The sequence below is a fragment of the Sporosarcina sp. resist genome, from assembly GCF_014302295.1.
Classification (GTDB): Bacteria; Bacillota; Bacilli; order Bacillales_A; family Planococcaceae; genus Sporosarcina; species Sporosarcina psychrophila.
This window is the reverse complement of record NZ_CP060287.1, coordinates 530,822-552,241: the sequence shown is the minus strand read 5'-3', so window position 1 is coordinate 552,241 and position 21,420 is coordinate 530,822. Positions and strand designations below refer to the sequence as shown.

At 34.7% G+C, this 21,420-nt stretch carries 15 protein-coding genes; 9 read left to right on the top strand and 6 right to left on the bottom strand.

Translation table 11 applies throughout. The annotated features are described in order from the left end of the window. Nucleotides 1–158 precede the first annotated feature (158 nt). Nucleotides 159–1,202: a hypothetical protein gene (locus H7992_RS02750; RefSeq protein ID WP_187046576.1), complete on the top strand. Its 1,044-nt coding sequence runs from the start codon at nucleotides 159–161 to the stop codon at nucleotides 1,200–1,202. A gap of 290 nt (nucleotides 1,203–1,492) precedes the next feature. Beyond that, nucleotides 1,493–2,155, top strand: a complete 663-nt coding sequence (locus H7992_RS02745) for an exosporium glycoprotein BclB-related protein (protein ID WP_187046575.1) — start codon at nucleotides 1,493–1,495, stop codon at nucleotides 2,153–2,155. Nucleotides 2,156–2,710: 555 nt separating this feature from the next. Here the strand turns inward: H7992_RS02745 and H7992_RS02740 are convergent. The 5 genes from H7992_RS02740 to H7992_RS02720 all read right to left on the bottom strand — a co-directional run bounded on the left by H7992_RS02740 (nucleotide 2,711) and on the right by H7992_RS02720 (nucleotide 8,643). Further along, nucleotides 2,711–4,939 (bottom strand): YcdB/YcdC domain-containing protein, encoded by a 2,229-nt coding sequence (locus H7992_RS02740; RefSeq protein WP_187046574.1) that lies wholly within the window; start codon nucleotides 4,937–4,939, stop codon nucleotides 2,711–2,713. A 301-nt stretch (nucleotides 4,940–5,240) separates the two neighbouring features. After that, nucleotides 5,241–5,831, bottom strand: coding sequence for a superoxide dismutase family protein (locus tag H7992_RS02735; RefSeq protein ID WP_187046573.1), 591 nt, complete (start codon nucleotides 5,829–5,831; stop codon nucleotides 5,241–5,243). A gap of 244 nt (nucleotides 5,832–6,075) precedes the next feature. After that, nucleotides 6,076–7,149, bottom strand: a complete 1,074-nt coding sequence (locus H7992_RS02730; protein ID WP_187046572.1) for an anti-sigma factor domain-containing protein — start codon at nucleotides 7,147–7,149, stop codon at nucleotides 6,076–6,078. Further along, entirely contained in the window at nucleotides 7,146–7,901 is a 756-nt protein-coding gene (gene sigI, locus H7992_RS02725) for an RNA polymerase sigma-I factor (RefSeq protein WP_187046571.1), read from the bottom strand. Before sigI ends, H7992_RS02730 begins: the two co-directional genes overlap by 4 nt. A gap of 85 nt (nucleotides 7,902–7,986) precedes the next feature. Continuing rightward, on the bottom strand, nucleotides 7,987–8,643 hold the full coding sequence (locus H7992_RS02720; RefSeq protein ID WP_187046570.1) for a hypothetical protein: 657 nt from the start codon (nucleotides 8,641–8,643) through the stop codon (nucleotides 7,987–7,989). An 886-nt stretch (nucleotides 8,644–9,529) separates the two neighbouring features. Here H7992_RS02720 and H7992_RS02715 point away from each other — a divergent pair. Further along, nucleotides 9,530–10,789, top strand: a complete 1,260-nt coding sequence (locus tag H7992_RS02715; protein ID WP_187046569.1) for a hypothetical protein — start codon at nucleotides 9,530–9,532, stop codon at nucleotides 10,787–10,789. A gap of 635 nt (nucleotides 10,790–11,424) precedes the next feature. Here the strand turns inward: H7992_RS02715 and H7992_RS02710 are convergent. Continuing rightward, nucleotides 11,425–15,666 carry an ATP-binding protein gene (locus H7992_RS02710; RefSeq protein ID WP_187046568.1) on the bottom strand — a complete coding sequence of 1,414 codons (4,242 nt, stop codon included), beginning with the start codon at nucleotides 15,664–15,666 and terminating at the stop codon, nucleotides 11,425–11,427. A 656-nt stretch (nucleotides 15,667–16,322) separates the two neighbouring features. Between H7992_RS02710 and H7992_RS02705 the strand changes: the two genes are divergently transcribed. From H7992_RS02705 to H7992_RS24550, 6 genes are all read left to right on the top strand, one after another. Continuing rightward, nucleotides 16,323–16,478, top strand: coding sequence for a hypothetical protein (locus tag H7992_RS02705; protein ID WP_156475943.1), 156 nt, complete (start codon nucleotides 16,323–16,325; stop codon nucleotides 16,476–16,478). 21 nt (nucleotides 16,479–16,499) lie between these two features. After that, entirely contained in the window at nucleotides 16,500–17,885 is a 1,386-nt protein-coding gene (locus H7992_RS02700; RefSeq protein ID WP_187046567.1) for a recombinase family protein, read from the top strand. Then, complete coding sequence (locus H7992_RS02695; protein ID WP_187046566.1) at nucleotides 17,882–19,408, top strand: recombinase family protein; 1,527 nt, start codon at nucleotides 17,882–17,884, stop codon at nucleotides 19,406–19,408. Before H7992_RS02700 ends, H7992_RS02695 begins: the two co-directional genes overlap by 4 nt. Nucleotides 19,409–19,826: 418 nt before the next feature. Further along, nucleotides 19,827–20,051 (top strand): helix-turn-helix domain-containing protein, encoded by a 225-nt coding sequence (locus H7992_RS02690; protein WP_187046565.1) that lies wholly within the window; start codon nucleotides 19,827–19,829, stop codon nucleotides 20,049–20,051. A 113-nt stretch (nucleotides 20,052–20,164) separates the two neighbouring features. Continuing rightward, the gene (locus H7992_RS24555) at nucleotides 20,165–20,434 is read left to right on the top strand and encodes an Arm DNA-binding domain-containing protein (protein ID WP_255428567.1); all 270 of its coding nucleotides are present in this window, start codon (nucleotides 20,165–20,167) and stop codon (nucleotides 20,432–20,434) included. A 192-nt stretch (nucleotides 20,435–20,626) separates the two neighbouring features. Next, complete coding sequence (locus H7992_RS24550; RefSeq protein ID WP_255428566.1) at nucleotides 20,627–21,376, top strand: site-specific integrase; 750 nt, start codon at nucleotides 20,627–20,629, stop codon at nucleotides 21,374–21,376. The last annotated feature ends 44 nt before the right edge of the window (nucleotides 21,377–21,420 follow it).

Below are 21,420 nucleotides of genomic sequence, written 5' to 3'. Positions count from 1 at the left end.
GTCCCCTGAGAATCCATTTCTTCATCATATATAGAACCGAGGCTGAAAGTGACAAATAATTTATCACTGAGTAAATTCACGTCTAACAGGAAACAATTTGTCACGCAATGAAAACATCATTAATAGAATAGTAATGTACTGCAAAGGGGTGAAAATTGATGGGAGACTCTAAGTTATACTCCGCTGAGGACATTGAAAAATTAAAGCAGAAAATTGCGACTTACAAAGATACCCTAACCACATTAAAAATTGGGAATTCGGTTGACGATTATCTAGCCTTGAAGATAGAAGCGAATGGTTTCAAAACAAAAGTCTCAAAATTAGAAGGTGTAATGGAACTAATGAATGAAAAGCAAAGTTTACAACTGGAGGAGTATGAGCAACAAATTAAAAGTTTTTCAGTACAAATGGACTCCCTTAATCAAACAATCGAGGAGTTGAATCAAGACTTTTCCGTAGTCAAGAATAAATTAATAAAAGATGGTAGCAAGGATCTTATAGAAAAAGTAATTTCTCCAGTTGATGTAGCAAGATCTATAAGTATTGCCAATAATATTGAGGAAAAAGAAGAGGTCCATATAGAAGAAACTACATCTAATACTTCCATGAGAAAATCTAATCGCCCACCATCTTATAGGCAACTGCAAAATCTGGTAGGAAACGCTAATAACATCCAAGAAGTTTCGAGTGATACAACGCCTATAGTAAGTATGGATATTCAAAAGGAATATCCAGCAGAGCAGCAATTCGGTAAGCAAAGTTTTCCGTATACTGGCATTCATACTGGGCAAATCCATAATAGGCTGTACAAAAATGTAAATAGGCCATTGACCATTCATCTGACTAACGTTGTGAAACAACAAGCGATTCCAATGAACGTAAACGAGAATTCAGATCCGGCTTTGTTAGTAACAACCAGCGAGCCGGAAATTAACGAATCAGTGACACCGAATCCGGCTTCCATACTCACGACTAGCGAGCTTGAAATTAATGAAACAGTGATGCCGGATCCTGATATGTTACTCACGGCTAGCGAGCCGAAGATTATCGAAACGGTAACGCCGGAACCTGAGGAAGTGCATAATGCAACTACAATTGAGGAGGACAAAGCCCCAATTGAAATTTCGAATGAAATGAAACGACAACAACATAAAAACAAAGAAACATTATCGCTGTTCAATATTTTTCGGAAGAAGCAATAATTTAGAGCTACTGAAAAATAATTGCTAGTCAGATTAATTTCCTGTATTCGGCATATTATATACCCCATTTAAAATAGCCATTCTGACTTAGTGTCAGAATGGCTATTTTTTTAAATCTAGTAAGAAGGTCAGCGGAATTTAGCTAGCTGTAGCGCTTCGAAAGCTACACAGTTGATCCAAATAATCTACATTACGCTAGGATGAGTTAAAAACTATTATTAACGATTAGTTAATTGCCCGTCCGCCCTGCAATTGTTTTGAATAGGATAACAGAGAAAGGAGGTGTTAAAATGAATTCTAATAATTTTAAACTTCATGGATGTAGTGGATGTGGTGGATCTGGTGGATCTCGTCACGGAAGTTCTGGTTGCTTCCGAGTCGATACTGGGCACGTCAATTGTAATTTGGGACCATTCAGAGCTATTGATGCAGCTTGTATAATCCCAACAGCCAACACTGGTTCGATTATCCCATTCGCTTCTGGACTAGTACCTGTTGCATTGACTTCTCTCGTAGGTGGATTAGCTGGTATCCCCTTTTTCATTGGATTTGGCACTGCCATTCCGAGCCCTGTCGTTCTTGGCACCACGATAGACTTGACAGGTTTGATAAATGAAGCCTTTTCAGTTCCACGGGCAGGTAGCATAACGGCTATTTCCGCTGCTTACACAATAACTACTGCATTGAGTATTGCAACAACTGCAACTGTCAATGCACAAGTCTATCGCGCACCTGCTGGAAGTAATACCTTCAGTCCAACAGGTATAAGCGTGAATTTAGCCCCAACTCTAACAAATCTCTTGACAGTAGGCACTACACTTAGCGGATCAGCGAGTTTCGCACCCGTACCGGTATCGGTAGGCGATCGATTGCTAATGGTATTCTCAGTATCTGGTGCTCCTTTGGCCGCTACTGTTATAGGTACTGCAAGTGCTGGTATAACTATTTCGTAAACAACTAACCGTAGAAAATAAGGTCAAAAGAAAGAGTACATTTTTTTCTGTAGCCCCTTTCATTTCAACAATGTAAAGGGGTTTTTATTTCCATCAGAATATAAATACACTAAAAATCCGATCCAAAGAGCGATTATGCGACGAAAGTCAAATAGTTTATAGCCTTAATGGATCAAGCAATTGATTTTTACGCTTTCGATAATAGTTGAAGCAAAAAAAACGATCCTACCTTTGCAAATTAAAGGTAGGATCGCTTTTTAATAAGGAATATGATCACGATTGACCTTGTAGCCATCTAAAAAATTGATAGATAAAGGCTTTCTTCCATCGATGTTGGCAAATCAGAATGATAATAGTATTTCCATAGTTAGGGGAGTAACAAATACGATGATTGCTACGATTTTAGTCGGTGATAATCCGTAATCGGTGTTATACATTCATTTAAAACAGGTGTTACCAACTGAAGAAATTGGTAATAGATTAGACAAACTAAACCCCTCCACCGTTTGAGTTCTCATACGGCGGAGGGTTATTAAATAGTTATATCCTTACATTTCAATAATTCAGGCCCCTGCCTTTTTCAGTTATTTCTCGGGCTAGCTTAATAATTGAAACTGCTAACTCGGCATACGTCGCTTCTCGTTCAGGGTTAAAGTGATTTTGGTCAGTCTTTAATAATCCCAGTGATGTTGCCAAAGCTACATAGCCTGTGTATTCTTTTTGCACCTTATTTGCATCAACAATATCAAGTTTATAAATACTGCTTTGCTTAGCTGCTTGCTCAAGACCTAGAGCGCGTATATACCAAGCTGCCAATTCTTCTCTTTTGACGGGTGCATCCATGTCAAAGCTCTGACTGTCTCCTTTAATAATGCCCATTTCAACGGCACGTTCGACCGATTGATAGAGGGGGTGTTTGGCATCTATATTATCAAAAGTCTGATTCGTATTTTCGTTTCCTCCATAATCCCTGCCGTAATAAATATAAGTAAGTGAATTCATGATGATTTTTATCGCTTCCCCTTTTGATACAGAGGCATCACCATTAAAGTTTTTAGTATCTTTAATATCTAATATTTTGGCATTAATAAGATAATTAAGTTCCTCTTCTGCCCAAGGATGTGAAATGACGGTTGAATTTCCGCCACCATACAAGCTACCCCATTCTCCCGTCTTAGCATTTAAAAAACTAAGGTCTGCATCATTAAAAACAGGTGAATAGACTAAATCATAGTGATGATTATCTTTGTTATTCCCTTGTTTCATATAATTAAGTTTTAGGCTTAGTGCCTCTTTCAAGGTAGCAATTGCGTCTTCTTCAGAAATAACTTCATCAATTGATGGCCATTTTTCCATCTCTTGATAATTGACATTAAGGCTGTTTAAAGAACCATCACTGCCTATACTTACACCAATTTGATCCCCTATCACTGTAATCCCATTTACAATTCTCGGGAAAGAAAAGTAATAAGCACCTTGTCTATCTTCAAAGTGTGATTCCTCTATAGGCATAGCATAGTGATGTGCATTAGACGGAGCCCATTCCTTAATATATTTCACTGCTTGAGTGAGGGCTTCCTTCTGAGACAGCGTTTTCTCTTTCTCAGGTTTATCTTCAATCCGTTCTAGCATTCCACTTTTTATATCACTGTATTGAATAATCTCGCCCGTATTTTTATCTAATTCCAAATTCGTTCCAGTTCCACCACTCGCATATTCATACATATACTGAATGCTAATAACTGCCTGTCCGTTTTGGTTTTCTATTTCATCGATAGATTGAATATTCAACTTAACCTTATCTGATTTTATGGCAAGTAATTGTTCAGCAATTTTCTTTGCTTCTTCTAAAGTAATTCCATTCTGTTTTGCCGGTAGTGAATCAGCTGTAATTTTTTCAATTTTCGTTTTCCCTGGAAAATCCGCTGAGTACCCGTCTGTAGTCAACCACTTACCTGATAGTGCGTTAACCCCCTGTAATTTTGTTGTTGGCTGGTAAACAAGCTGAACTTGGCGATCACCCGTTCGATAATCCGTATCAATATGATATTGCAAATCTACGGCAAGATTTTCTTTTACTTTCTTTAAAACTTCATTTTTATCAAGTACTTTTTTTAGATCATCAAAGGTAGACGTTTCCAACTCCACAGGATTTCTGTGAAAACTAACAACTTCACCATTGCCAAGAACAGATACTCCTATTGTTTGATTAGAAATGGATACTTGATTTTCCGTCCGGGCAAAAGAGAATGAGTAACGTATTGGTTCAGTTAATATTTGATTTGGATAATAGTTATAGACATCCGTTTCTAATTGAAAATCATCCCCACCCAGAATATTCTTGATAAAATCAGTGGCTATTTTCTTAGCCTCCTCTTTTGAGACCTTGGCGGGAAATAAAGCTTCTGCTTCATTCGAAGGTTGATAATAAAATTGCTCAATTTCTAAATTCTCTCCAACAAATCCAATATTACCATTTACTTGCTTACCATCAATTGTCTTAAAGAAGGATAGGCCATAACGTAACGTATCATCTTCAGGATAAAAGAAACTACTTTCCACACGAAAATCACTATTCGATAAAAAATCAAACTGATCGGGGAACAAGGTACGAAACCTCTTAATTAAATCATTTTTCGAAAAAATTGTTTCCGTTGAAGCAACTTGAATTTGTACTTTGGCAGGTTGTCCAATCGTTGTGGTTGAAGCATTGCCAACAGACGCGAACATCCCAAATGTTAAAGCAGAAGAGCTTAATATGACCCCAATTTTTTTAAATTTCACCAAAATTTCCCTCCAAAATTAGTAGTCTATAAATTGTACAACAGATTCAGCGAATTGTGAACAAGAGATTTTTTCAAATTCTCTTTATAGTGATACCCGCTCTGCCTTATCTCTTACAACACCGAAACTCACACTCAATCTTCCTCATTGATGATTACACACAATTACATTGATACTATGATTGCTGTTATGAGAACATACCTACCTTGTTATCAGTTTCGCACTCGAATACATTCGAAAAAACACCTTTTCCACGGATTCATCCCCGTAAAAAAGGTGTTCGACGTAATATTATTTATTTTTATTCCACAATTCCACACGCAATACGATCTCCGGAATCACCGGATGGCTGAGTTTTCCCATCGTCCGCTCCCGCGTGGATGACTAGGGCTGTCCCGCCAACTTGTAACAAGGAATTATCTTTCCCGCTTTCCAGCGTGACATGCTCAGCCAAAAACTCATCCTCTACTGTTCCATCCGCACCGACTTCTAGATTAGGTAAATCGCCCGCATGCGGTCCTTCTTTCTCTTCCAGCCCATGGCTGGCACCAGTCGGGTTAAAATGTCCGCCCGCTGATTCAAAATCTGGGGCTTCACATTTCCCTGCCTCATGAAAGTGATATCCGTGGGGACCTTCTGGCAAGTCCGTCACATTCACCTTTACTCGTACACCGTTATCTTCTTCAGTCAATTCCGCTGTGCCAACCGACTTTCCTTCACTATTTATCAAAACCGCAGAAGCAAAGGATAATTCTTTATCACTCGCCTCTTCCGCATCCTTCCCGTCCGTTTCGGTGGATGGAGCCGGGTCATCTTTATCTTTACCATCACCGCACGCTGCAAGGACCATAGCAAGAACAAATACTGAAAGTACTACTAACCATTTTTTCATTTTCACACTCTCCCTCTTGTAAAGTATCAACAACCTTACCATTCACTATATTTCGTAAGTTAAACGTGATTTGAGGAAGTTGTTTAAAAGAGTTATAGAACTAATTCCGTTTTCCCGTTGTACGAATAACGGAATTAGTAAAAGTATTCATGGACTATCTAATAACTTTGACATGATAATAATAAAACAAGCCAGAGGAAAAAGTTATCCCCTGGCTTTGCGATTAGAAAGATTAACAGTAAGGCTATTTCTCACCGTTCCCGACTAATGGTCGTTCTTGTTTTCCATGACTATTACCGGTTTCCGGCAGCTTCTGCTGATTCGGATTTCCCTTAGGGTGTTTTGGAACTGGTTTTTGATTTTCATTGTTGGGGTTACTATTTTTCGGTGCTGGGTTAGTTAATTTCCCCTTCTCTGCCGGGGAATACTTAAACTTTTCTTCCTGCACTTTATTCGATTTTGTCTCAGGTTGCTTCAGTTTTGGTTCATTAAGTTCATTTGATTCCTTCGATTTTTCATTCACATTGTTTTTCTGGTTAGACGGCAAAGTAGGTTCCGATTGCAGACCCGGATTTTTGTGAGTATCTTTTTCTCTTTGCTGATTCATTGTATTTGTTTTCTTATGGGGATCGATTTCCGTAGACGGCTTCTCTTCATTCATCGGAGGACCTTGTTGACTCACTTTGAATTTATGAATGGACATTTCATGCTTATTCGCCATCGCTCTTTCCTCCGCCGTGCTGTCAGCAACTTCCCACGCCAATTCTTTATGTGCACTTCGTACTTCCCGAACCGCGCTCCCAACAATTCCTTGCACCTTATGTTGGCTTTTGGCATTTGGGAAGATTGTTGTAATAATTACTTGCACACCACTGGTCCCTGTCGATAATTCCTTCACGGCAGTGTCCAACACTATACGGATAGGATACCCCTTCCACTCAGCAAGACTATTTTCAGGTTCAGCAAGGGTTTCGTTCAGATAACGTAAGGAAATAACCTTTCCTTTCTGGTTGACCCCCAACTCCAATGCCAAGTCCGTTTCCAATTGAACGTACGCCATCACTTTATCATTCATAGGAATTAAAGATGCTACGATGGAAAAGAGAAGCACTGCAGCAATCATGACTGCTCCAACGAATCGTGGCTTCACTTTTCTACTAAATAGAGAAGGCGTAGAAACCAGCTGAAAATCGACTTCATCTCCAATATCCGGTGTTTCACCAATTGGAATTCCTCGTAGAAAATCACCTTTATCCGTCAGGAACACAGTATATTTATTTTTTTTGTCGCAAACAATGCCTCTGTATGTCCGCATCATATAAGTTCCCCTTTTATATATTCCTTTATGTACACGAATTGACTATTGAGCAATAACGTAACTGCGATTATATGCCTTCTATGTCGTTCTATCGTCTTTCTTGAAACCTCGACAGTCGTTTCAAGTTCTTTCATCGGCAACCTTTTGTTTGCCATAAGATAAGTATAGAATTCAGGTGTTTCAGCGATGATTTGCGCAATATGAATAGCTGTCTTCCTTGAATCTGCATGTTTTGGAGATGACATAGCAAGCTCATGGAATGATAAACCATAGTCCTTTAGAAGTTTGGTATATTCCATAATCTCTTCACGACGTTCTGCTGCTTGTTGTTCTCTCGAGTAGGATGCAATCGACGATTGCTTAAATACGTAATGTTGTGCATCTGAACCTGTAGTTTCATCCTCAGCTTTTACTAAATGAATGGCGTCGTTTCTCGTTGCCTCTTTTCGAAAATGATCAAAGAGTCTCCTCTTTATTATCAAATGTGAAAATGTCGTCAATGATGAATTTTCTCCCGGACTGAATTGTAATACCGCTTCATGAAAGCCACTCATAGCAATACTAAATTCGTCATCATGCTCATCAACGAATCGTTTGCATACGAAAGAAGCCGTTTTTTTCATGAACGGAGTAAATGCGATAAGAAGGTCATTCATGACCTTCTTATCGCCTCTCTTTGCCTTCAATACAAGCTCATTCAATGCTGTATCAGACTTCTTATTGAATACTCCTTGCATGATAGACAAAAGCATAGATACCCCTCCGTTCCCATTAGATCCGATTGCTTTTGATATTAATGGGTGCAACGGAAAATGAAAAGAAGTTTGCTAGGACTAATCAGTTTTTCTTTTCATTTCCCGCTTGCTTTTGTTGTTCTTTATCCGCTTTACGCTCAGTTTTTAAAGCTTCACGCTCTACTTTTTGATTTGCTTTCAATTCTTGTCTTTGTTCTTTGTGCTGTGCATTCAATACTGCCTGAGGAGCTTTTTCCTGTTTCACTTTAGCAGGTTTGTCTTCCTTTAACGGCGCTTCTTGCTTATCTGCTTCTTCTGTTACCTCTGGCTGCTCAGGAGTTTCAGTTTCCAACTGCTTATTCTCCCATTTTTCAATGGAACGCTCCATATTACGTTTAATAGATGCTTTTGCGGTTGGATTTTGAACCTTTTCATAGGCTTTTCCAAGCGCAACTAGATTTCCAGCAGTATATCCTTCTGGAATTTCTAGAAGCACACTTTCCTCTATTTCTGTTGCTTTATCTTCATTTACTTCTTTTACTTCTTTGTCTGTTTCATCTTCTTTACTAACACTTTCCACTTTTGGCAATTCCAGTTTTCCAGTTGGATCTTCCACTACATTAGTAGTCGAATTTTTTCTGAGTTGACTAAGATCTATTGGTTCATTCGCTTTTTCATCCGCCCACGCATAGCTTGTTCCAGTTACTGTTAATCCTGCAATTAGCAATACTGCTCCAGTTTGTTTCCACTTCTTCTGCATTATAAATCACCTCAACATTTTTTTGTCCTTTTGTGGACATACCAGTTATTCGTATGGGACTCTCTTTTTGTGGGGGTCGATGAAAAAACTTTTTGCTTGAATCAATGTAAGCATAATAATGAAATGTAGGTATTATTATTAGCATTTCCATTAAGGTAGTTTGAGAACGTTAGAGTGAATACTTAATCATTGATAAACAAATGAAGGGTTGAGTAGATGCTTACCTATAGTAGAGTAATCGTAAATGGTGGGAGTATTTTTCGACTTACTTTTAACTGATTTTGTTGCGCTTATGACCAATAATATGACCATGCGTAGATGAATCATTACTTAACCTTTAATATAACTGGGGTAGAGCCATTCATTCATAACTTTTTCAGTTATACTACTTCTTACATTTCTGAATGTAATATTTGAAATTGATCAACGTTAGATCGTTTAGACCGTTCAATAATGATGTCCAAAAAGTAATATGATACGTTTGTATCGCACTATAACGATTCCTTTCAAGAAAGGAATAAACTGGATTAAGAGGGCGGGTCTATTAGAATAGGCCCTCTTTTTAGTCTCTGGTCAATTATGAGTTAGGACTCCTGGAGTGTTTTTCATTTATGACAAGGGTTAATATTTCCATGGAAAATTGTTACTTGTTCGTTACACTCTTGTTATTTCCTTTTGTTATTGTTGTTAATAAGCAGAAGGGGCACTGCTAAATTTATTCATTTGAAAAACTTCATAACGGATATTTAAAAAACTGACCCTGATTTTAGGCTCTGGCTTGTGAAGGAGGTAGATGTACATAACGGCTTAATAGAATGAGTGTTATTTCAATTTCTTATTTAGTAGTCGAGATTAAAAAATTCAATTAAAGGGAGTTTGATGATTCTTGGTTAAAGAAACTAATCAAAAAGGGAAAAGCACGAACAAGAAGATTTTGCCGTTTGTAATGTCAACCTCAATGATAACAGCTGCTATTTTCGGAGCAGGTGGCTCGGCTTTAGGAGCTGAAAATGGTGAGGAAACAGCGTTTAAAAATCACGGTGCAGAGGTTTCATCTTTTGCATCAAGCATTCCGGGTTCACCTGAAAAAGGAAAAATAATGCGTACAATTGCAAATCAAAATTTGCAGGAAATCGCACCGAATGAAGATGATGATTCGGATAATCTTACAGATGAAGACGAAGCATCAGATGTACCTGTTGATGAAGATGAAGCAACAGATGCACCTGTGATTGAAGAGAATGCAACTGATCTACCTGTTGTTGAAGACGATGCAACGGATGCACCTGTAATTGAAGACGATGCAACTGATCTACCTGTTGTTGAAGACGATGCAACTGATCTACCTGTAATTGAAGACGATGCAACTGATCTACCTGTTGTTGAAGACGATGCAACGGATGCAACTGTAATTGAAGACGAAGCAACTGATCTACCTGTTGTTGAAGACGATGCAACGGATGCAACTGTAATTGAAGACGAAGCAACTGATCTGCCTGTAATTGAAGAGGAAACTGTAGTTGAAGAGGAACCTTCAGAGGTGCCTGCTGATGAAGATGAGTCAACAAATGAAACTAATGAAAAAGAAAAGCCAGCTGACGATAATATCAATGAAGATACTATGTCACCTGACCAATCTACTGATAGTACTATCATAACAGAAGAGCAAATAAATGAATATAAATCAGTCATACAAAATTATGGAAGTTTAATTGATTACTACGATTTCCTAATCCAAGAACATCTTGGTATGATCTTACCAGATGAAGATGGCAATGTAGCGGAAGAAACTGCTGAGGATGCAGTAGAAGTACCTGTTGTTGGTGATGATGATGCTGTGGAAGTGCCTGCTGAAGATGTAGCAGAAACACCTGTTGATGGTGACGTTGCTGCGGAAGAAACTGCTGAGGTTGTAGCAGAAACACCTGTTGATGGTGACGATACTGCGAAAGAAACTGCTGAGGATGGTGACGTTGCTGCGGAAGAACCCGCTGAAGATGTAGCAGAAACACCTGTTGATAGTGACAATACTGCGAAAGAACCTGCTAAAAAGGCTGTTCAATCAACGGTTTGGGATAACTTAGTCGGTTACTATCAACAAGTTGTTACAGCTTACAATTCTTTATTTAACTCACTAAAAAAATAAAATGACAATTAAAATTATATAAATAATTTACTTAGCGGGAAGTGATATCATTCCGCGCCTTAACCCTATGATTTATGGTTGATCACATTGAGAATTTAATGATGACAAAACTTTGTGCCCTTGGAATCTCTATTAGGAGTTTTCAAGGGCTTTATGTAGTATAGGTTAGTTATAAATTTCTCACTACCACCAATAAAACTAGTAGCGCTGTAGCGAATTGAATGGAATTCTATAGTTCAATCTAGATAAACTAATTTGAAAAGAATAAAAAATAACCACCTCTCCAATTTTATGAGAAGTGGTTATTCCTATACTAATTAATTATGAACGAGACAGCTTCACAAGATAGCTTGTGAAGAGAATTACATCATTCCGCCCGTAAGGTGAAAGTGTGTAACATCTTTCACGATGTGTTCCAAAAGTGCGGTATATCAAGGTTTTAGCTAATTAGAGGTGTAACATCTTTAACGAGAATTAACCGTTTTTCATTTGATTGCGTTAGCAAAATGTTAGCATTTTGCTGGCGCACTTTTGGTTAGAATATAATTATTCAATGATGAGGAAATTAGAAAATGGATTCAGCCAAATGGTTAATATTCATAAAGTTTTATCGCATCTCCCATAATATAAGCTAATTAATATCTATCTTCCATTTCTAATTCTTTATATTGATCTAATATAGTGTGTTTTATGTCAGTTCCATTAACAGTCCAACATATGAACCATTCTTCTTTTCTGCTGCGCTCAGATATCTTCTCCATATAAAAATCCCATACTAAAGTCAGATTATTTTCTCTTAAATATTTCTCTAAATAATCTGCTCTAAATAATAAGTTACTTTCATAGCCCATATATTGAGCATCAAATGCAACCAAATTATCCTCAATATCTTTCCATGTTCCCTCAGTAATCTGTCTTAAATTAAAAAACCTTACTAAATCAGCATTAGGTAAAAGGTAGCTACAAGAAGTTCTCTCACCAGATGCAGGATTGATATTCGTTTCCCACAGGTATTCCCATATAGCATCTTCACACTCGATATTTTCAAATTCATTTTTATAAAACATATCTTTGAAGGAAGGATGCCAATAGTGTTCAAATGCAAATATACTATACGTATTTGCCCAAGATACACTCATATCTCCCTTTTTTTCTGTTTTTAAAGAAATATATTTTTGTTTATCCATATTAGGTAAAAAAACAGCCTTTGACTTTATACAAAACTCATCTCTATCAACAAATTTTTTACTGTCTTCTCTTTTTTGAACAAGTAATTGAGCTAAAGATACATATTTATTTCCCTCATACTCAATAAATATAAAATCATCCAGAGTATTAAACTCATCTTCGTTTTGCGCCCACATTTTATTTGATCTATAAGGTAAGTAGTTCTTAACTAGGTTAGAATTTTCGTTTTTTGTTGGATACTCTAACAGACTTGGATCAATGTTCCTCAAGAACGGATCCCACGGCCCATTGTACTTTTTATAATATTCTTTCTTAATTCCGAGAAAGTGTTCTTCTTCGTTTAAAGGTTCTTCAATTCCCTCGACTGGTAGCTCTGTGTCCTCATCAGAAAGACTTTTTAGAAATTCACTCATGTCTGAGAATATTCTATTATTTTGTTTTTCCTTATATTTTTGGTATTCAAGAGTATACAAATTTATTTCTTTGTATACGGGATAATTATCTGTTAATTTGGCTAATAACTCATACAACGCAATCCATTGATACTTTTTACCAATACGTTCTACAAGGTTTTCATGTCTATTATAATATCCTAAATTACTATCATAATAACCATGTATTTTTTCATCATATCCAAAATCAATAACCCTCATCGTAGCAATATTACTTAAATCTTGATCGTTAAATTGATTTTTCCATTCATATAAGGTACTTCCAAAAACATATCTTCCAAAATCTCCGTAAGCTCCAGTTCTTCTTCCATATTCAGTTGTCATAGATCTAATAATTCGATGAAAGCCGCCAAACTTATTCTTAGCTACTTCCTGCATTTCACTTAACTTTTTATCAACATCTTGCAATGTATAATTATTTCCATACCAGTTACTTGAATAAGGGGGAGTAATTTTTTCGTACTCTTCAGGACTAATAATACCTTTATTAGCAGCAAATAAAATAATACCCCTAGCATAATCTCTAACTAGAACATTCGGATATACTTCTTCTTGTTCAAATATTTCAGTATATATAATATCAATTATTTCTTCTAAATTTGGTACTTCATTAGTTCTTAGTATTGCACCATATGCACTTGCAAGCAGTCTTTCTAATACATATGGATCATTAACATTAATAAACATATTAATATTCTTGAGAATAATAGATGGTTCAATCATATATAGTTTTACTAGAGCTATAGTAGAAATATCTCTTAATTTACGATCTGTAGAAGTAAATAACCAAATAATACTTAACGAAAGCAATTCGAAATTTTCATACTTGAAGTGTCTGAAACTCAGATTTTGATCTAGAATGATTTCTACAAGTTGATTAGGTACTTCTGAATTATTATTTATTGATATAGTCCAACTTCCATCCCTTATAGACATTGCAATAGGATTTATATTATCATGTAAAAATTTTGCATTTAAAGGCGATTCTATTATATATGACTGCTTTAACAAGTTTTCATATACTAAACTTTGTAAATCTATATTTTCTTGTTTCAGGCATAAATTTATCCAATACAAAGTTCGTTCGTCTATATTTTGTACATTTCTCCATGAGATTCCTCGAACAAAAGATTCCGCTAAATCAAATGTAATTAACTTACTATCAACTAAATCTAATAATTCTACGTTTAGCTTTTCAGGAACAATTATTGAAAGACTCTCATAAACTCCATAAGAAATTGCATTATCAGAAGCTAGCATTTCACCAAACATTTTTTTGTCTTGGCGATATCTATCTAATAGCACTAACGATATATATATATCGGAAAATCTTTCATAAGTAAAATATACTAAACTTTCACCATGATATCCCGAATTAATGGAAAGAATATTTTCCTCTTCTAGTCCCAAAACCAATTCTCGATAACCAATTGTATATGGACTCGCTGTACTGTATATGATCTCATAGAGTTCATCCAATTTAATGAGATGACTTTTATTTTCAATAAATTTCGCAGCAATTTCCTTCAATATTTTATCCACGAGATTTAAAGATTTTGTATATGAAAATCTTTGATCTAGTGATAATCTACTATTAATCTTGCCTATATATCTTTCTAATACCTCAACTATACTCCAACCTCTATATCCTACGTATTCTTCTTGGAATACTTCACAATAAATGTGTAAAAATAAAGGGTTATAACATTCATTTTCTAAAGAGGGAAATACTAATGGATTAATATTATAGTAATTAAAAAACGGCTCTAATGCATCCAGACTTAAACTCTTGAATCCCTTGTGTTCTAATTTATGCAACGGAAAGTCTGTCTCAATATTTTCAGGTAAGATACTTCTTACGTAGTTACTTCTAACAGATAAGACCACAGCGATATCTTTGAATTCTTTTATAGAATTTAAAAAATTCACTAAAAAATTTTTCCAGAAGTATTTTCCTTCCCCTTCATTTAAAGCATCTATTATAATCACAGTTCTCTTATTTTTCTTATTCGCTCTATCATTAAATTCTTTCAGAAAATATTCTTTAGAACCCTTGTAATCAATTAAATCAAATAATTGTTTAAAAGGATGGTCATGTGTATTTAAATGTTGTCCTAAAAATAAAAAAACACTATGGCCATCTTCCTGTAATCTTTTAGCATTATCAGCTAGTAAATGAGATTTACCTATTCCTGCATCACCGTATATTAATAAGTATGGCTCATTAATTAACATCGGCATTACCAAGTCTATATAATCATTTAATTCTCTTTCATACTTATTTATTTTGTGGATTGGACTGTTTAATTCTTCCCTAACGCTCTTCTTTTCTTCTTCATATAGCTTGTACCTCAATCCTTCTACTTCTGCCATAAAGCCACTAATCTCATCAGAAAGATTATTCATACTACTTCGCAAATAAAATTCTTTGTCTTCACAGTTAATTTCCTTTAAATAATATATAATCTTTTCAATAAAGTTTATATTATCGTACCCTAAAACTTCTTTATATTTAATGAAGGCTTCACTAAACTCCATTATACTCATCTGCAATTTACCTAATACTTCACTAAAGTGTTGAAAAATTTGCTTATTACTTACTAAAGAATCAAATATTTCATTAAAGTTCGTTTCTACATTCGCTTCTGAAATATACCTTTTCCCTAAATCCATTATGTTTCGATCTAGTATTTTCTCTAAATATATATCAGTATATTTTTCTAAATACGCTTTTTCCTGAATTTCTAATAAATTTCTTTTAAAATACTCTTTTAAAGATTCATTACTTTCTTCAATGCTAGTTTGAACATTAGCTAAGATATTTTTTTCGCTTAATTTAAAACTTTTATCTCTATATTCTTCAAGATATGTAATTAGGTCATAAAGATATTGATTGACAACCAGATGATTATCTATTTCTTCTAGCTTCACTGATTTTCTATAAAGATTTATCTCATTAATTGCTAGTTTAGATAATTGCTCTATAAATGCAACCTTAGTAATAGAGCTATAAGTAGCACCAAATACATAATTAAATATCAAAAGCCCGTTCTTTTCATCATTTAAAAATTTCTGAAATGCATTAGAATCAACAAAAGTATCTTCATATTCTCGTTTAAATGTTTTTATCATGTTGTTAAGTTTCCATTTAATCTTCCATTGTTCTATTAACTTACCACTTATAAATACAGATAATTTTCCAATTAAGGGTTTAATAATAAATGAAATATTGACCACTCTCTTTACCTCCTATACCTAATACACTATCTTCTCGCTAGATTTTGCGTCAGAAAAATCCCCTCTGAAAGTCCCCTTATTTTATCTTATATCTTTGAGATATCTTAATTTCAATATTTTAACATAAAATTCAAGGATAACCAGTTAGAAGATGTGCTAATACTGACCAAACCAAATAGTTTATATTTTGTTTCACCGAATAAACAACTTTAGACCTATAATATTCTTACATCTTATAAGTAAAATGATTAACGCTTGAGGTCAATAGCAACCAATTTATATATAACTATCTTAACTAGAAAGGAGGATACCCCTCAGTGGAGGACAAGTACAATTATCCAAGTAGTACCAAATGGTATCAGCAATGTGTTGAACATTGTGAATCCCTTAATATCTCTAATACTATCATCAAATTGTTTATCCACCTACAGGAAAAAAAACATGAACAAAATAATAAAGAAGATGAAAATTCCTGGTTATGAAATAAACACCGTTTTTAAGCCAAGAAAGAATCATTCATTGAAGGAAGTTAATGATGTTCAGTTATCACTTAATTTCGAAGAAATGAAATCTACTATTACAGATAAAGAGAAATAGAGTATAAAAAGTTCCCTTCCAGTCAAAGATAATACAAAAATAAGACTGGAGGGAGCTAAATGAACGAGCAATATCGTGTTGTAAAAGTCAGTTACTCTGAAGAGCTATCAGCTGAATCTGAGTTATGGTTTAGAAGATATATTGAAAAAATACTTCTTGATCATGTTGCAAAAGATGATCACAAACTCCGTGCTTTACTGATTAGTAGAAAATAACCTATGAGAAGGGATAATTACATGAGGGAAAGAAATTTAATTATTATTTATTGCCGTGTGAGTTCTGCTGCACAAAATCTGGATCTACAAATTTCTGCAGCAAAAAGGCATCTTGAATCACTGGGTTTAAAGGAAAACGAAGAGTGTATTATTTATCTAGATGATCACGACGTTTCAGCTACGAAGTTAAAAATGAATCAAAGACCTAATCTAATGCAACTAATTCGTTTAATTAAAGAAGGCAAAGTTAAAACAGTAGTTGTCTATAAGCGTGATCGATTGGCTAGAAACTTTTATGAATTTGTTGATATAACAAAGATTTTTATCAAATATGATGTGGAAGTTGTTTATACAGCCAGTAATGAGCCACCCTTTAAGAACAAGCTTGCTCTAGAAGCATTCTATGGGATGTTTGCACAAATGGAAGGTCAGAATATAAGTACACGTACTGCTGATGCTCGAAAGCAATATCCATCAAGTATTTATGGGTATAAACGAATTACCGATGATGCAAACAAACCACAATATATTATCAATGAAGATAAAAAAGATGTCATTCAATCAATATTTATCGATTTTAGTAATGTTCAAAATGAAAATCAGTTCCTTGAGTTTTTGTTGGTACGTAGAAAAGGTCTAAAAGATCCAGACAAGATTCTCAGAATTTTATCAAATCCATTTTACTCTAGACATTATGAATCGAAAAATGGTTATCAGATACTACATCATGTAGAACCAATCATCAGCTTAGAACTCTTTCTAACGAACAAATCACAAATTGATGAGTTTATAGCTTACTATCTTGAAAAACTAGAAGAAGTTAACAAACAATATTTGGTAACTCCAAAGTGTGGTGAATGCGGAAATAGGATGAGACATCGGAAAGAGAATCAACTTGATGTAGGTTATTTTGTATGTAGTTCTAATCATAAAAGATTAGCTATTTCGGTTGAAGAGATTAATGATTTAGTAACACAAACTGTTTTGAATCATGTTCAATCGATTTCTGTTGATTTGGCAAAAAGAATGATTCCAAAAAATATTACAGCAAAGCAAAAAAAACTTCAAAAAGCATTAGAAAGGACGACATCAGAATATCTAGATACTTCAATAAAGCTTTGCACACTGGATGGTAAAGCGAAAACTACTATATCTAACTATTTGGAAGAAATCCAAGCTCTTAAAAACAAATACAACGAGTTAGAACAAGATCTATTATCTTTACAGCGGCTAAGTAGCGAGATTAAGGACATTACCCAGTTTTTATCACAGCTTAATTATGATTTTACCCTACAAGAACTTCAACGACTCATAGAATTATTTGTTGATAAAATTCTTGTTTATGAAACTTACTTGCATATCGATCTATTTCTTTCATCATTTGCAAAGGAATCGAATGCATCATGAAAAACAGAAAAGAATTCAATTTAATCAAAACTTTGAATGCAGTCGCCTATCTTCGGTATTCTGATAAAAAACAAGATGGTAATAACTCTTTAGCAATTCAAAAAAGCCAAATTCAACAATTAGCTGAAAGAGAAAACTTAGAAATTATTGAATGGCGAGCAGATAAAGCTACTAGTGCCTTTCATAATAACGTGAGTAAACGGGAAGGTATTCAACTTCTCTTAGAGGATATAGCTAATGGTGCCGAAGCAGTATGTTTTTATGAGGAATCTAGAATTACTAGGAGTATCACTGATTTCTATAACGAGATTTATATCCCTATAAAACAACAGTATCCTCATGTGAAATTTTTCAGTACTCAATCGGAAGGTGAATGGAATCCAGATGATCCTATGGTTCAAGCAAAGCTTGTCTTTGCAGCAGAAGAGTCTGAAATAAAGTCCGTCCGCACAACAGACGCTCAAAAGAATCTATTAAATCGTGAACAACCTAAACGCCCCGGTTCCCGCACACCTGCTGGATATGATATGCAAGATGGAGTGTTGTACCCAAATGAAGATGCTGAAATAGTAGAGTTAATTTACCATCTTGCTAGCTGGGGACATTCACATGCTATTATTGCTGAGTTTTTAAATAAATGTGCCGTAACAAGTGCGAAAGTAAAGTATTGGAATAGTAGTACAATCGGTTATATTCTTTCAAACCGCGCTTACTCAGGAAACTTGGCATGGGGTGTAAGAACGAGCTATGAAATTAGTAAACCAAAACCTGAAAAAGATATTGAGATATTTAAAAATATTCATTCTCCCATTATTAGTCCAACCGTTATTCATCTAGTAAAGCAGATAAACGATTTAAAAGGTCATTATGGAACAATGAATACGCCATTCTATCTTCGTTCAATTATTAAATGTAAAAGTTGCAATTCGTATTTAACGGCTAAAGACCAATCTCCTAAAGGAAAACGTGGAGAATATAGAATTTACAGGTGTACAGAATGTAAAAATAGTGTATCAATAATACCTGTTCATCAATCTGTTTTAAGTGATCTGCAGAAAAAATGGAGTACACAGCTCGATACTTTTATAACTACTTCTAAGCACCAACTTAAACAATGGTCTTTCAAACTTAGAAAAACTATGGATAACCTAAAGCAACAACTTAAATTAGTATTCCTTAATGAAAGAACATTAGAAGATGATATAGCAAACTCACCGCTATTATCTGAAGTGTTTCTGTCTACTAAGAACCACTTACAAGAAAAAATAACCTATATCAGTGAGACGATAGATGAAATTAACCTACTTCTTGAAGATGACTATCTTTTAGTTACTTTAAAAGAAATGCTAAAACATAGTTTTTATGACTTTGCAGATACCGAACTAAGAGTATTCTTCTTAATTTTTTTCGAAGAAGTAGCGATTAATTTTGAGAAAAATAACGAAATTCATATCAGTTATCGTCTCTCTCCGTTTGTTTCGTTAGAAAATGCAACTGGTTATGTAACCGAACAAATGGGATAAGAAGAAATTTTGACTGGTTAGGAAACCGAAAGTGAATGCGCTAAATTTACTGTTACAAAATCGGCATTCTTAGAATCCCTTGTAATCAAGGCTTTTAGAGCATGTTCATTCGATTTTCCAACCATCTTGGTATTCCTCGATGGTTAAATTACCGAACGCTATACTTTAATTATGGTCAAAGAACCGAAAAATTAAACTTTAAAACAATTTATAAAAAGACTTCAAATATAAAAATACGAAGATATAATGATTTTAGAAATATCTAATCAAATAATAGAACCCAAAACAAGCGAAAACCGCAGCGGGAACTAATCCACTTAATTATTTTGTGGATTTAGTCCAACTACGGTTTTTTTGTTTTAAATTCGTTATTGAATCTGCTACAAAAGGAAAATTACAGGGAGTGTGGATTAATACCATGGAACGTACAAAGAATTATACAACTTGGGAATCGTTGCCCGACACATTAACAGCACAACATATTTCTCTATTTCTTGGAATCTCTAGAAGAAGAGTTTACGAGTTATTTCTAGTACATGTAGAACAAGGTGGTATCCCTAATTTTGCAATTGGTGCATCTAAAAGAGTCGAAAAATCTGATCTTAAGAATTGGATTGCACAAAGAAAAGAGAAAAAATTCTAGAGCTGAAAAGTATTAGAGAAAATGTATTGATTAAGTCCATATACACTTTCCCTTCTTCTAATATTCTCATCCCCCCGATAAAAAACACTAGATTAGAAAGGTGATAAAACACTATGAAAGGTCATTTTACAAAAAGAGGTTGCACGTGTGGTCCAAATCGTTGCATCTGCGGTAAGACGTGGTCGTTCGTTATTGATATAGGAAAGGACCCAAAAACAGGAGAAAGACAACAGAAGACTAAGGGTGGCTTTAAAACAAAACAAGAAGCCGAAGCAGCAGCCTCGGCTATAATTACCGAAGTAAATCAGGGTGCATACGTTAAAGAATCAGATATTCTATTCAAGGATTTTGCTAATGTGTGGTTACCCGCCTACATTGATTGAAATGCTCCAAAACCCGGAACTGTAAGAATTAGAGAGTACAATATCAAAAAATTATTGCATTACTTCGCTCATGGAAAACTTAAAAATATCACTAAAGAAATGTACCAAGCAGCACTAGATGATTTAAAAGATCAAAATTTTTCTAAAAGCACCATTGAAAGTGTTCATACTACTGGTAAGATGATTTTTAAAATGGCTATTAGTAATAGAGTAATCAAATTAAATGCGGCAGAAAATGCTTATATTAAACGTGATCAACAGACCATTATTGAATTCGATGAAGAAGAACTACCAAATTACTTTGAAAAGGAAGAACTCGCATTATTCTTGGACATAGTTAAAGAAAAAGGACTATATATGGATATCCTAATTTTCCTAACGTTGGCCTATACAGGTATGCGTGTAGGTGAATTAGTTGTTCTAAAATGGAAAGATATTAATTTTGAAAAACAAATTATTAGTATCACGAAGACCTATTATAATCCTAAAAATAATACGAAAAAGTATGAGTTAGGCCCACCTAAAACTAAAAAATCTAGACGTAAGGTTGTCGTCGATGAATTAGTAATAAATGCATTTAGAAAACATAAAGAAGAACAGGAAAAACTCATTAAACGCTTTGGTAACTCCTACTATAACGAAGGATATGTATTCGCTAATTTCAATCGTCATCCTGGTTATCCGATTTTGATTAAACTAGTGGAAACTAGAATGGCTAGATTATTAAAAAAAGTAGACTTAAATCTTGAAGTTACTCCCCATTCTTTTCGCCACACACATACATCGCTTCTTGCAGAAGCTGGGGTAGGACTAGAAGAAATTATGGATCGGTTAGGTCACCAAGACGATGAAGTGACTAGAAAGGTGTATCTTCACGTAACCTCTGTAATGAAGAAAGAAGCTTCAAACAAGTTTAGTGAATTGATGAGAAGCATTGCATGATAACATAATTGAAAGCAAAATAATATTATTTTGCTTTCAATCTA